14 protein-coding genes are annotated in these 12,531 nt (G+C 59.5%); 5 read left to right on the plus strand and 9 right to left on the minus strand.

The annotated features are described in order from the left end of the window. Positions 1 to 13 precede the first annotated feature (13 nt). From DFR26_RS00415 to DFR26_RS00435, 5 genes are all read left to right on the plus strand, one after another. Entirely contained in the window at positions 14 to 2,044 is a 2,031-nt protein-coding gene (locus DFR26_RS00415) for a TonB-dependent receptor (protein WP_116206981.1), read from the plus strand. A 123-nt stretch (positions 2,045 to 2,167) separates the two neighbouring features. Then, positions 2,168 to 2,413, plus strand: a complete 246-nt coding sequence (locus tag DFR26_RS00420) for an exodeoxyribonuclease VII small subunit (protein ID WP_116206982.1) — start codon at positions 2,168 to 2,170, stop codon at positions 2,411 to 2,413. A gap of 3 nt (positions 2,414 to 2,416) precedes the next feature. Further along, complete coding sequence (locus tag DFR26_RS00425; protein ID WP_245952975.1) at positions 2,417 to 3,337, plus strand: polyprenyl synthetase family protein; 921 nt, start codon at positions 2,417 to 2,419, stop codon at positions 3,335 to 3,337. Positions 3,338 to 3,375: 38 nt separating this feature from the next. Next, positions 3,376 to 5,334: a 1-deoxy-D-xylulose-5-phosphate synthase gene (gene dxs, locus DFR26_RS00430; RefSeq protein ID WP_245952995.1), complete on the plus strand. Its 1,959-nt coding sequence runs from the start codon at positions 3,376 to 3,378 to the stop codon at positions 5,332 to 5,334. Between the two features lie 84 nt (positions 5,335 to 5,418). After that, positions 5,419 to 5,853: a CBS domain-containing protein gene (locus DFR26_RS00435; protein ID WP_116206984.1), complete on the plus strand. Its 435-nt coding sequence runs from the start codon at positions 5,419 to 5,421 to the stop codon at positions 5,851 to 5,853. A 34-nt stretch (positions 5,854 to 5,887) separates the two neighbouring features. Here the strand turns inward: DFR26_RS00435 and DFR26_RS00440 are convergent, their stop codons facing one another. The 9 genes from DFR26_RS00440 to DFR26_RS00480 form a co-directional block, all read right to left on the minus strand. After that, entirely contained in the window at positions 5,888 to 7,222 is a 1,335-nt protein-coding gene (locus DFR26_RS00440; protein WP_116206985.1) for a tryptophan--tRNA ligase, read from the minus strand. Then, a complete protein-coding gene (ribA, locus tag DFR26_RS00445) occupies positions 7,219 to 7,818 on the minus strand; it encodes a GTP cyclohydrolase II (protein ID WP_116206986.1) in 600 nt (199 codons plus the stop codon). Before ribA ends, DFR26_RS00440 begins: the two co-directional genes overlap by 4 nt. An 80-nt stretch (positions 7,819 to 7,898) precedes the next feature. After that, positions 7,899 to 8,426, minus strand: a complete 528-nt coding sequence (locus DFR26_RS00450) for a phosphatidylglycerophosphatase A family protein (RefSeq protein WP_116206987.1) — start codon at positions 8,424 to 8,426, stop codon at positions 7,899 to 7,901. 8 nt (positions 8,427 to 8,434) lie between these two features. Further along, positions 8,435 to 9,430 (minus strand): thiamine-phosphate kinase, encoded by a 996-nt coding sequence (gene thiL / locus DFR26_RS00455; protein ID WP_116206988.1) that lies wholly within the window; start codon positions 9,428 to 9,430, stop codon positions 8,435 to 8,437. A gap of 27 nt (positions 9,431 to 9,457) precedes the next feature. Then, the gene (gene nusB, locus DFR26_RS00460; protein WP_116206989.1) at positions 9,458 to 9,898 is read right to left on the minus strand and encodes a transcription antitermination factor NusB; all 441 of its coding nucleotides are present in this window, start codon (positions 9,896 to 9,898) and stop codon (positions 9,458 to 9,460) included. Positions 9,899 to 9,901: 3 nt separating this feature from the next. Beyond that, positions 9,902 to 10,375: a 6,7-dimethyl-8-ribityllumazine synthase gene (ribH, locus tag DFR26_RS00465; RefSeq protein ID WP_116206990.1), complete on the minus strand. Its 474-nt coding sequence runs from the start codon at positions 10,373 to 10,375 to the stop codon at positions 9,902 to 9,904. Between the two features lie 15 nt (positions 10,376 to 10,390). Next, entirely contained in the window at positions 10,391 to 11,494 is a 1,104-nt protein-coding gene (gene ribBA, locus DFR26_RS00470) for a bifunctional 3,4-dihydroxy-2-butanone-4-phosphate synthase/GTP cyclohydrolase II (protein ID WP_116206991.1), read from the minus strand. Positions 11,495 to 11,536: 42 nt separating this feature from the next. Further along, positions 11,537 to 11,875, minus strand: a complete 339-nt coding sequence (locus DFR26_RS00475) for a hypothetical protein (protein WP_147300247.1) — start codon at positions 11,873 to 11,875, stop codon at positions 11,537 to 11,539. Continuing rightward, the gene (locus DFR26_RS00480; RefSeq protein ID WP_116206993.1) at positions 11,862 to 12,527 is read right to left on the minus strand and encodes a riboflavin synthase; all 666 of its coding nucleotides are present in this window, start codon (positions 12,525 to 12,527) and stop codon (positions 11,862 to 11,864) included. Before DFR26_RS00480 ends, DFR26_RS00475 begins: the two co-directional genes overlap by 14 nt. Positions 12,528 to 12,531: the final 4 nt, after the last annotated feature.

The raw sequence follows: 12,531 nt of genomic DNA on the forward strand, positions 1-12,531 counted from the left end.
GTGAGTTTTTACCATGTCATCTGCTCGTTTCCCTAAAGCCCCCATGGGTCTCTTTGCCCTTTCCGCACTGGCCAGCAGCGTAGCACTCGCCAACACGCCCGAGGCCAAGCCCTTACTGGAAATCACCATTACCGCCAGCCCCTTAGGGCGCACGGCCGACGAGCTCGTGCAGCCGGTGAGCGTGCTCAGTGGCGAAGAGCTGGCCAGCAAAAAGCGCGGCGGCATTGGCGAGACACTGGCCAATGAGCCCGGCATTAGCACCGGCGACTTCGGTGCAGGCGCCTCACGCCCCGTGATTCGTGGCCAGTCCGGGCCACGCGTGGATGTCTTGGCAAACGGCATCAGCGCGATGGATGTCTCGGCGCTGAGCCCCGACCATGCCGTGACCATCAACCCCTTAATTGCCCGGCAAATTGAAGTTATCAAAGGCCCTGCCACGTTGCTCTATGGCAGCAGCTCTTCCGGCGGTGTGATCAATGTCACCGATACGCGTCTTGCCACCGAGGTCACCGAAGGCTTCTCCGGCGCGCTCGAATCAAGTTACGGCTCCAATGCCCGCAACGCCTTGGGCGCTGCCGACATTAATTACGGCTCCGGCAACCATCAGTTCCACCTCGATGCCACTCGCAGCCGCAGCGAGGACTATGCCATCCCCGGCAATGCCGCCATCGATGGCAGCGGTAGCAATGGCCGACTCGCCAACAGCGCCAGCGATCTCGACAATGGCGCGCTTGGCTACAGCTATATTGCCGACAATGGCAATGCCTTTAGCGTCTCAGCGAGCCAATACGATCAGCGCTATGGCCTGCCCATTGAAGAAGAGAAGTTTATTGTCATGCGCCAGCGTCGCTACGACGCACAAGCGTTACTGCGCAACCCAACACCTGCATTGGAGTCGGTACGCATCCGCTTAAGCGACTCGCGCTACCGCCACACCGAATTTGAAGCGCCCAATGAGGTCGGCACACGTTTCACCAACAATGAAACGCAAGCGCGCATTGAGGCAGTGCATGAAGATATCGGTGGGCTGCGCGGTGTCATCGGTGCGCAATTTGGTGTGCGCGAGTTTGCCGCACTCGGCGACGAAGCCTTTGTGCCGGCAACTAAAAGCCAGCAGGCTGGGCTATTTTTCCTCGAGGAAAAGCGCTTTGGCCGCAACAAAATTGAGTTTGGCGCGCGTATCGAGCATGTCGTGCTTGATCCAGAAGTAGGCCAGCAGCGCGACTTCACGCCGATTAGTGCATCGATTGGTAATCGCTATGACCTGGGCGAAAACACGCATTTACGCGTGACGCTAACGCATGCCGAACGTGCGCCGGCCATTGAGGAGCTTTATGCCAATGGCCCGCATGAAGCCACAGCAACGTTTGAAATCGGCTCAGACCGCCTGCGCAAAGAGCAAAGCCAAGATATCGAAGTCGGTATTGATCATCATCAGGGCCGTTTTGATTTGGAGGCCAGCGTGTTTCATAAGCAGGCTCGCAATTACATTTATGCTCGCGAACAAGATGACGGCAACGGCAATGCGCTACTCGTGGGTGACGATGGCCTGCCAGGTGACGAGCTATTACTCATCAATTTTGTGCAAGACCGCGCACGCTTTACTGGCTACGAACTCGCCGCCAGCTACGCGTTGCTCAACGAAACCGATGGCCCCGTGCAGCTCAGCGTACGCGGCTTCACCGATGCCGTGCGCGGCACGTTGGAGACCGACAGCGGCGATGCTCCCGCGCCACGCCTCACGCCCAGCCGCTATGGTATGAGCCTGCATGGGCATTATCGCGAAGCCAGCGCCAACATCAGCTTTGTGCAGGCCATGGACCAAAATCGTCCCGGCCGCCTCGACACCGAGACCAATGGCTACGGTCTGCTCAATGCCGATCTGAGTGTGGTGGTGCATCGTCATGGCGCCAGCGAAGCCAGTGTGTTTGTGCAAGGCACGAACTTGCTCGACGATGACATTCGCCGCGCCACCTCGTTCATTAAGGATGCTGTGCCCGCACCGGGTCGCGGCGGCGTGGTCGGGGTGCGCTACACCTTCTAATGGTCGCGCGCCGGAGCCTCCGTGTCTCGGCGCGCCAATTGCCAGCAAGTCACGGCGGCGGTTGCCCGCAAAGGCCATCGTTCGTGCTTAAATAGTGTTTTGTTGGCAACACGGAGCGCGACCATGACCGACGCACAAACGCCCATTGATTTTGAACACGCCCTAGCTGCACTTGAGTCGCAAGTGCAGCGACTGGAGAGCGGCGATCTGCCATTGGAAGAGGCGCTAAAAGCCTTTGAAGAAGGCGTGACCTTGACTCGCCAATGCCAACAATCGCTCGATGCCGCCGAACAGAAAGTCCAACTGCTGCTCGCCAAACGCGATGGCAGCCTCGACACGCAGGTCTTCACCGCGCGCGATGAGAGCTGATTCATGCTCGCTGCGACAGCATCAGATACCGCTTTGCTCCGCGCCGCACCGCCTGAGCTATTAAGTCGCGCACAGCAAGACTTCCGATCCTTGCTCACGGCATTTCTGATGCGCCACGCTGGCCCCGATGCGCGCCTCAATGACGCCCTCGCCTATGCCATGGCCAATGGCGGCAAGCGCGTGCGCCCAGCCTTAGCTTGGGGCGCCTGCCTCGCGGTCGGTGGCCCATGGCAGGCGGCGGATTCAGCGGCTTTGGCCGTCGAATGCATCCATGGCTATTCGCTGGTGCACGACGACCTACCGTGCATGGACGACGATGACTTGCGCCGGGGCCAACCCACCTGCCATCGCCAGTTTGATGAGGCCACCGCGCTGCTCGCCGGCGATACCCTGCAAGCACTGGCCTTTTGCGCACTCAGCGATGCCAGCACAGACGCCGAGCTCGCCCCCTACTCAGCGCAGCAAACACAGGCCTTAAGTGTCGCCGCCCGCGACATGGTCTATGGCCAACGCCTCGACCTCGCCGCCGAGGGTCGATCCATCCGCGTTGATGAGCTCAGCCAAATTCATCGCTTCAAGACCGGCGCACTGATACGCGCGGCCGTGCGGCTGGGTGCTCTCGCCGGCGGCGCCACTGAGGCGCAACTTGCCGCCCTCGACCAATACGCCGACGCCCTCGGATTAGCCTTCCAAGTCCACGATGATGTGCTCGATGTGATCGGCGACACGGCCACGCTCGGCAAACACGCTGGCGCCGATGCCGCACACAGCAAAGCCACGTACCCAGCGCTGCTCGGCTTAGCACCGGCACAGGCCTTGGCCGCCGAACTCACCGAGCAGGCATTAGCCGCACTAACGCCACTGGGCTCCGGCGCTGAACCGCTAGCAACACTGGCGCGCTACTTACTTGCGCGCGATCACTGACGTTTGGGTATAATTCGCCCATCTGCTCAGGAAGGCCTCTGATGTTTCATGAAATTCCGCTAAGCCGCCCCGTCACGCCATTGCTCGATCAAGTGCCGACACCGGACAAGCTGCGCGAGTTACCGCTCAATGCACTGCCCGAATTGGCACGCGAGCTGCGTGAATACCTGCTCTGGAGCACCGGCCAGACAGGTGGGCATTTTGGCGCCGGCTTGGGCGTTATTGAGCTCACCGTGGCGCTGCATTATGTCTACAACACGCCGCATGATCGCGTGGTGTGGGATGTTGGTCATCAGACCTATCCGCATAAAATCCTGACGGGTCGCAAAGAACAGATGCTGACCATGCGCCAGCAAGATGGCCTCGCCGCCTTTCCACGCCGTGAAGAATCGCCTTACGACACGTTCGGCGTTGGCCATTCATCAACATCCATCTCGGCGGCACTCGGCATGGCGCGCGCCGCCGAACTCACCGGCAGTGAGCGCAAGGTCGTCGCGGTCATTGGCGATGGCGCGATGACCGCCGGCATGGCCTTTGAAGCACTCAATGACGCGGCGCATCAGAACACCAATATGCTCGTGATTTTGAACGATAACCAGATGTCGATTTCGCACGCGGTGGGCGGCCTGTCGAATTATTTTTCGCATATTTGGGCGAGCAAAAGTTATATCGCGCTGCGTGAAGGCGGCAAGCGCGTGCTGCAATCGATGCCCACGGCAATGAACTTTGTGCGGCGCACCGAAGAGCAAATGAAGACCATGGTCACCGACGCGCCCGGCGCGTTGTTTGAGTCCATTGGCTTCAATTATGTTGGCCCGATTGATGGCCATAATCTGGAGGAGTTGGTCGAGACCATCGCCAATTTAAGTGAAGCCCAAGGCCCGCAACTGCTGCATGTGTTTACCACCAAGGGTAAGGGTTTTGCGCCAGCGGAAGCCGACCCCATTGGCTATCACGCCATTAGTAAAATTGCGCCAGTAGCTGAGCGCAAAGCGGCAGACACGCCAACGCCGATGAGCACGCCAGCGGCCGTAGCGGCAAGCGTGAAGCCGAAAAAATACTCCGATGTTTTTGGCGACTGGCTCTGCGCGACCGCCGCCGCTGATCTGCGCGTGGTGGGCATCACGCCGGCCATGTGCGAGGGCTCGGGCATGGTGCGCTTTGCTGGCGAATACCCCGAGCGCTATCACGATGTTGCCATTGCCGAGCAACACGCCGTGACTTTTGCCGCCGGCTTGGCCTGCGAAGGCTTTAAGCCGGTAGTGGCGATTTATTCGACGTTTTTGCAGCGCGGCTATGACCAGCTCATTCACGATGTAGCCTTGCAAAACCTCGATGTCACCTTTGCCATCGATAGAGCCGGCTTGGTCGGCGAAGATGGCCCCACGCATGCCGGCGCTTACGACTTGGCCTTCCTGCGCTGCATTCCGAATATGATTATCGCCGCGCCCAGCGACGAGGCCGAATGTCACGCCCTACTCACTGCCGCTTGGCAGCACCCCGGGCCATCGGCAGTGCGCTACCCGCGCGGCACCGGCACGGGCGCCAGCCTTTACAGCCACGCCGAACAAGTCGAGATTGGCCACGCCCGCCGCATCCGCGACGGCCATGAAGTTGCCATTGTCAATTTTGGCTCGCGCCTTGAGGCCGTTGTGCAAGCCGCCGACGAGCTCAAGCGCATGGGCCTCGCCTCACCAACCATCATCGATATGCGCTGGGTGAAACCGCTTGATGAAGACTGCCTCGCCGCACTCGCCAGCAGCCATAGCTTGATTGTCAGTGTTGAAGAGCACGCGCTGATGGGCGGCGCCGGCTCAGCGGTCAGCGAATGGCTGCACGCCGAGGGCTATGCCTGCGGCCTGCTAACCCTCGGCATCCGTGATGCCTATATTGAGCACGCCGCCCCCGCGCAAATGCACGCCGCCTGTGGCCTCGACCGCGATGGCATGGTGCGCAGCATTGCCGCCCGCCTAGCGCGCACGCAGCTCGGCCACTAAAACCGGTCATCCGGCGTAAGTGGCTTGACCGCCCGCACAACTTAAGCCATGAGTGAGATACACATTTGTTGGCGGGGCTCCATCATGCTGCATGACATTCGCGTTGATCATTACATGGCCAAACAACCCGTGGTGCTGACTCCCGACATGAGCATCGATGCGGCCATCAAAACGCTGCTGCAGCACCGAATTTCTGGCGCGCCAGTCGTGCATGATGGCTTGCTCGTGGGCATCTTTTCGGAAGCCGACTGCCTCAGCGATATGCTGCAGTCGGGCTATTACGAAATGAGCTCGGGCTTGGTGCGCGATGTCATGAGTGCCGGCGCCGACACCATTCATCCAAGCCAAAGTATTTTAGATGCCGCCGAGCTGTTTAAGCAGCGCGGCCGCAGACGCCTGCCGGTAGTCGACGATTTAGGCGTGGTGGTCGGGCAAATCAGTCGCCGCGATGTGCTGCGCGCGCTCGATGACCTAGCCCACAAAACATCACCTAAGCAAAATAGCCCAGCGACCCACTAACGCAACGCCTACGCTAGCGACGCAAACCGCTTTCTTAGGAGTCTTGCGCGGCGCGCAACTCAGCCAACGCGGCCTGCACCGTAGCCATTTCCGCTTCCGTGGTTACCGGCTCAGCGACCTGCACTGCCGCCTGCCAAAGCACATAGCCTTCTGCCTGTGTGCGCCAGTCATCAACCCCTGCCACCAGCGCTTTTGCGGCTAAGCCCGCGCTCTTGCCATCGGCATACGGCAGACTGGTCAATAACACCTCACCACTGGTCGTGCGCAGACGGCAGCGGAACTGACCATCGTGGTCGCGACCGCTGACCATGCGCGGGCCGCTGGTGGCTTTTTTCGCGGCAGTCTTGGTCGATGTGTGCGTGCGACGAAAGCTTTGCAGGCCCACGGCATCGCGCAACTCGGCTAAGAATGGCTGGGCAATCGCTCGCGCCTTGCTCGCGCCGGCGAGCAGAATATCTTCCAGGTCATCAGGGCGTTGCAATAAGGCCTGATAATGCTCGCGGCCCGGCGCTAACTCAGCGTCGAGCAGAGCAAACAGTGCCTGCTTGGCATCGCCCCAACCCATGCCATCGAGCAAGCTGGCGCGAAACTCAGCACTGGCCTCGGCGCTGGCAAAGCCGCGGTAGATTTGAAACAGATGCGAGGTATCGGCATCTTTGGCCTCACCGGGCAGTTTCGAGTCGGTGACGATGCGCGAAATCGCCGCCTTCAACTGCTTCGGCGTGCAATACAGCGGGATGGTGTTGTCGTAGCTTTTCGACATTTTGCGGCCATCAAGGCCGGGCAGCGTGGCCACATGGTCATCGACCACGGCCTCGGGCAGCGTGAAATAGTCACGGCCAAACACATGATTAAAGCGCTGGGCAATATCACGCGCCATTTCCACGTGCTGGATTTGGTCGCGGCCAACCGGCACACGGTGCGCGTTAAATAGCAGAATATCGGCGGCCATGAGTACCGGGTAGCTATATAGCCCCATGGTCACGCCGGCATCGGCATCGAGCTCGGCATCGAGATTGGCGGTAACCGCGGCTTTGTAGGCGTGTGCGCGATTGAGCAAGCCTTTACCGGCCACGCAGGTCAGCAACCAGTTTAATTCGGTGGTCTCGGGGATATCCGACTGCCGATAAAATGTCGCGCGTTCGGCATCGAGGCCGGCGGCCAACCAGGTCGCGGCAATGGACAGTCGCGACTCGGCAATACGCGCTGGGTCATCACACTTGATCAGCGCATGGTAGTCGGCGAGAAAGTAAAACGCATCGACACCGGCTTCGCGGCTCGCGGCCACGGCAGGCCGGATAGCGCCCGCGTAATTACCCAAATGCGGAATGCCGGTGGTGGTGATGCCGGTGAGAACACGCACGCTCATGATTGACTCGGCTTCAAAAGATGACCCATTTTCGCGGTTTTAGTGAGCATATAGCCTTCGTTGTGCGGGTTAGCGCCAACAAACAACGGCACACGTTCGATGACATCAATACCGACCGCGCGCAGACCCTCGACTTTTTTCGGGTTATTGGTGAGTAGACGCACAGTCGCGACGCCCAAATGCCGCAGCATGTCTTCACACATGGCGTATTCACGCAAGTCGGCGCCGAAGCCCAAGCGTTCATTGGCCTCAACCGTGTCAGCGCCGGTGTCTTGCAAGGCATAGGCACGAATTTTATTGACCAGACCAATGCCACGACCTTCTTGACGCAAATACAAAATCACGCCGCGACCGACATGGCTAATCTGCTGCATAGCGGCTTGTAATTGCGGGCCACAATCGCAGCGCAAACTGCCAAAGCCATCGCCGGTTAAACACTCCGAATGCACACGCATGAGCACTGGCTCGCCGTCATTGAGTGTGCCAACGCTGAGCGCCACATGCTCTTTGCCGGTGGCGCTGTCTTGGAAGCCATGAATGACGAAATCGCCAAATTCTGTGGGCAGACGCGAGGATGCTACAAATTCAAAAGCCACCAGATGGGCTCCGGACAACTAATTAGGGGGCAGAGTGTAGCAAAAGCGCGCGGCTCTGCGGCAGCGATTGCCTGCAACGATTAGTGAACAATACCAAACCAGCCGGCTTCAGCTGCCGGCAAGTAAGGCAACAAAAAATACAGCACGATGGCGGCCATGATGCCGGCAATGATGTCATCGAGCATGATGCCGAAACCGCCGTGGACCTGACGATCTACCCAGCTGATGGGCCACGGTTTCCATATATCGAAGAGTCGAAAAAGGCCAAAACTGAGCAGCACGGCAAGCACATGGTGAGTGTCCCAATGCAGCAACGGCACGACTGGAATCAGCGCGATCCATTGGCCAACAAACTCATCCCAAACAATGCCCGGGTGGTCATGCACGCCCATGAGCTTGGCGGCCTCGCCACAAATGGCGATGCCAGCGATGGCGGCAATGACAATCCACACCAAGTACACCGGCAACGGGAAGCTCGCAAACACGCCAAACCAGACCACCGCGATGGCCGATCCTACCGTGCCCGGCGCTTTTGGGCTGCGCCCAGAGCCAAAGCCGAAAGCGAGCAAATCGAGCGCACGAGGCAGGCGCGGCAAGGGGTCATTCATAGTCGTGCTCAGAAATGCTGATAACCAGCGAGGCTGTCATGCTCCCAAGGCTTGCCGTGCGCGGTCAAGCGCAGGCCGGCAGTTGGGGTAATTTTACCGATGACCGTATAGCGCAGTTGCGGCAATAGCCTGGCGCGCGCTGGCGCCAGCGTAAACAGCAGCTCATAGTCATCACCCGCGCTGAGCGCCCAGCGCCGCACTTGCAGGAGCGCCGCACTGCTCGTGGCCGCATAGGCCTGCAGCGGCTCAGACAGCGGCAGCTGCTCCACGGCCAGCTCAGCGCCGACATTCGAAGCCTTGAGTAAATGCCCAAGGTCTTGCAGCAGGCCATCGGAAATATCCAGGCCGGCACTGGCGATGCCGCGTAAATAGGCGCCCTCAAGCAGACGCGGCATGGGTCGGTGCAGGCGATCGAGCAAATACGCACGGTCATCGTCACTGATGCCCGCCATTTCGGCAGAGCTCATCGCCAAGGCCAAGCCAGCCCCGGCATCACCAAGGCTGCCGGTCACGCAAATCAGGTCGCCGGCTTGCGCGCCACCGCGCTTGAGCGCCACGGACTCTTCAACACAGCCGATGGCCGTGATGGTCACCGATAGCGGCCCGCGCGTGGTGTCGCCGCCAATCAACGGCACATCGGCGATGTCCGCCAGGCCCCAGAAGCCGCGCGCAAACGCCGCGAGCCACGACTCATTGGCCTCGGGCATGGTCAGGTTGAGGGTTACGCCGAGCGGCCTCGCCGCCATCGCCGCGAGGTCAGATAAATTCACCGCCAAGGCTTTCCAGCCAATATCCACCGCCGCCGCATCATGCGGGAAATGCCGACCCGCCACTAGCGTGTCGGTGGTGACAACTAGCCGCTCGCCCGGCGGCAGCTCGAGCAAGGCGGCATCATCGCCAATGCCGAGACAAACCTGCGAATGGCCAAGTTGCGGATGGCCGGGCCAGTCATCAGGCTTGCGGACAAAATAACGCTGGATGAGCTCGAACTCGCCAAGGCTCATGGCGCCGAATGCTCCGCTGCTAGCGTATTAGCTAAGCTCATGCGGGCGTAAAGTCCGAGCCAGCTGATCTAAAATACTGTTGATGTATTTGTGCGACTCGCTGGCACCAAAGGTTTTCGCGAGCTCGATGCCCTCGTTGATGACCACGCGCATAGGCACATCGACGCGATGCTTGAGCTCAAAGGTGCCAATGCGCAACGTCGCCAACTCGACCGGATCGAGTGCGGCAAAATCACGATCCAGGTGCGGCGTAAACAGCGCATCAAGAGCATCTGACTCGGGCGGCACACCATGCAATAGGTCATGGAAGTAATCCAAATCGACCTTGTGCATGGCGTTTTCGACGCGATAGCGCGCCTCAATTTCCCACGGCGGATTGCCGGAGAGTTGCCATTCGTAGAGACCTTGCAATGCAAAGCGCCGGGCCTTTCGGCGTGCGGCAGGGTTAAGACCGTTGCTGGCGTTCACGAGTTAGCCTACCGCCTTCAGCAGCGAAATCATCTCGATGGCGACCATGGCGGCATCCGCGCCTTTATTGCCAGCCTTCGTGCCTGAGCGCTCAATGGCCTGCTCAATCGAATCGACGGTGAGCACACCAAAGCTCACTGGCATATCCGACTCCAGCGACACCACGCCCAAGCCTTTGGCGCATTCGCCCGCGACAAAGTCGAAGTGCGGTGTGCCGCCGCGAATCACCGCACCAAGGGCAATGATGGCGTCGTAGTTGCCGGTGGCCACGAGCTTTTTCGCCACCAAGGGCAGCTCCCAGGCACCGGGCGCGCGCACGATGGTGATGTTGTCGTCGGTCACGCCATGGCGCTTCAGGGCATCGAGCGCACCGCTGAGCAGCGACTCCACAACAAAGCTATTGAAGCGGCCCACAGCGATCGCGTAACGGGCATTGGCATTTTGAAAGTTACCTTCCAAGGTCTTGATATGGCTCATGGTTTATCCTCAGTGTTAATCAGTAGTAATGTATTCGACGATCTCAAGACCAAAGCCTGAAAGCGCATTAAATTTCATCGGCGAGCTCAGCAGACGCATTTTGCCCACGCCTAAGTCACGCAAAATCTGCGAGCCAACACCGATGGTGCGATACATGCCCGAGGTCTCTGCCGTGCGCGGTCTCGCGGCAAAAAAGCCTTCAATATGATCGACCATATCGGCGGCGCGATAGTCTTGGCTGAGTAGCACCAGCACGCCATTGCCGCTGTCACTGATGGCTTTCAAGCTGCGCTGAATATTCCAGCCAAAGCGGCCGTTAAATTGCGCATGCAACAAGTCGCGCAGCGGATTCACGGCATGCACACGCACGGTCGGCACGGTGGCCGCATCGAGCTCGCCCTTCACCAACGCGATGTGCACGCCGGGATTGTTGCTCTCACGGTAGACGTGCAACTGAAAGTCACCGTATTCGGTGGGCAAAGTGCGCGTGGACTCGCAGGCCACGGTTTGCTCATTGACCATGCGGTAATGAATGAGGTCGGCAATGGTGCCGATTTTTAAGCCGTGCTGCTCGGCGAATTTCTCCAGATCGGGGCGGCGCGCCATGGTGCCGTCATCGTTCATTACCTCGCAAATCACGCCGCTGGGGTCGAGACCGGCCAAGCGCGCAAAGTCACACGCCGCCTCGGTGTGTCCGGCGCGATGCAGCACGCCACCGGCCTCGGCCATGAGCGGGAAAATATGCCCCGGCTGGACGATATCGGCCGCCTTGGCATCGCGTGCGGCGGCGACTTGCACAGTGCGTGCCCGGTCGGCCGCAGAAATGCCGGTGGTGACACCGGTCGCGGCTTCAATCGACACCGTGAATTTCGTGCCATAACCGGAGCCATTGGCCTGCACCATAAGGCCAAGATCAAGTTGCTGGCAACGCTCGCGGGTCATCGGCATGCAAATTAAGCCACGCGCATGGCGCGCCATAAAGTTGATGTGTTCGGCTTGGCAATGCTGCGCCGCCATAACGATATCGCCTTCGTTTTCGCGATCTTCGTCGTCCATCAACACCACCATTTTGCCTTGGCGAATGTCGTCGATGAGCGCTTCTACGGAATCAAGTTTCATGCCTATCCTATTGCGTTGATGGCCAACCAAAGGCCGATAAAATTAGCGTGCCGACTCGCGGACACAGGCTTGTCGAATGCTTCGCACATTATCGCCGAGTGCGCTTTTCGGCAGGCGCTGATCGGGTGCTTCCCACACGCGCGCATCGAGCGCTAACACATCAGTAATGCCAAAGCGTGTGTCGCCACCATAGGCAAACGCCTCAAAGACGCAACGGCACAAGGCCTCACGCTGACCGGCTGCCACCGTGGCATCGGTCATGCAGGCTTGCTTAAACTGCTGCTCACGCGCAGCAGCAAAATCCACGGCCAACGCCGAGCTGCTGCTCACTGCGCAAAGCGCTAGCAGCCACGCGCGGCCTGTCATGTTAGTGTGCGCCATAACCATTCTCCGCCAACATGGCCAGCGTAATACCGCCGCTGGCGCTGGTGTGCGCGGCCTTATCGCCCATCATCAGGCGTTCAAGATAGCGCGCCAAGACATCGACTTCGAGATTGAGTTTAACGCCGGGCGCCCAATCACCGACATTGGTTTCTTGCACAGTATGCGGCACGATATTTAAATCAAACACGGCGCCGTCGATGGCATTGATGGTCAAACTCACTCCATCCGTGGTGATTGAGCCTTTTTCGGCCATGTATTTGGCGAGATTATCCGGCGCTTTCACGCGGTAGCGGATCGAGCGTGCACTGGGCGTCACCGAGACAATTTCACCGACACCATCGACATGGCCGCTCACCAAATGGCCACCCAAGCGTGTGGTGGGCAGCAGGGCTTTTTCTAAATTCACGCGTTGGCCCACGGTGAAATGGGCCAAGGTCGAGCGCGCCACGGTCTCCAAGGAGACATCGGCGCTGTACCAGTCGCTGCCCTGCGCGATGACTGTTAAGCAGACGCCATTGGTGGCAATCGAATCACCCAGTTTGACATCGGCCAAGTCAAGCTTGCCGGTGGCAATGGTCAAGCGCAGATCACCGCCGCGCGGCTCCATGCGCCGCACCTGCCCAACCGCTTCAATAATCCCGGTAAACATAGCC

It is taken from the genome of Paraperlucidibaca baekdonensis (assembly GCF_003387535.1).
In the GTDB taxonomy this organism is placed as follows: domain Bacteria; phylum Pseudomonadota; class Gammaproteobacteria; order Pseudomonadales; family Moraxellaceae; genus Perlucidibaca; species Perlucidibaca baekdonensis.

Excerpts from the sequence above, each read along its gene's own strand:
- thiL (WP_116206988.1), bottom strand. The coding sequence starts at position 9,430 with ATGAGCCTTGGCGAGTTCGAGCTCATCCAGCGTTATTTTGTCCGCAAG.
- DFR26_RS00475 (WP_147300247.1), bottom strand. The coding sequence starts at position 11,875 with ATGGCGCACACTAACATGACAGGCCGCGCGTGGCTGCTAGCGCTTTGC.
- DFR26_RS00450 (WP_116206987.1), bottom strand. The coding sequence starts at position 8,426 with ATGAATGACCCCTTGCCGCGCCTGCCTCGTGCGCTCGATTTGCTCGCT.
- DFR26_RS00420 (WP_116206982.1), top strand. The coding sequence starts at position 2,168 with ATGACCGACGCACAAACGCCCATTGATTTTGAACACGCCCTAGCTGCA.
- DFR26_RS00435 (WP_116206984.1), top strand. The coding sequence starts at position 5,419 with ATGCTGCATGACATTCGCGTTGATCATTACATGGCCAAACAACCCGTG.
- DFR26_RS00440 (WP_116206985.1), bottom strand. The coding sequence starts at position 7,222 with ATGAGCGTGCGTGTTCTCACCGGCATCACCACCACCGGCATTCCGCAT.
- DFR26_RS00415 (WP_116206981.1), top strand. The coding sequence starts at position 14 with ATGTCATCTGCTCGTTTCCCTAAAGCCCCCATGGGTCTCTTTGCCCTT.
- DFR26_RS00480 (WP_116206993.1), bottom strand. The coding sequence starts at position 12,527 with ATGTTTACCGGGATTATTGAAGCGGTTGGGCAGGTGCGGCGCATGGAG.
- DFR26_RS00425 (WP_245952975.1), top strand. The coding sequence starts at position 2,417 with ATGCTCGCTGCGACAGCATCAGATACCGCTTTGCTCCGCGCCGCACCG.
- ribH (WP_116206990.1), bottom strand. The coding sequence starts at position 10,375 with ATGAGCCATATCAAGACCTTGGAAGGTAACTTTCAAAATGCCAATGCC.
- ribBA (WP_116206991.1), bottom strand. The coding sequence starts at position 11,494 with ATGAAACTTGATTCCGTAGAAGCGCTCATCGACGACATTCGCCAAGGC.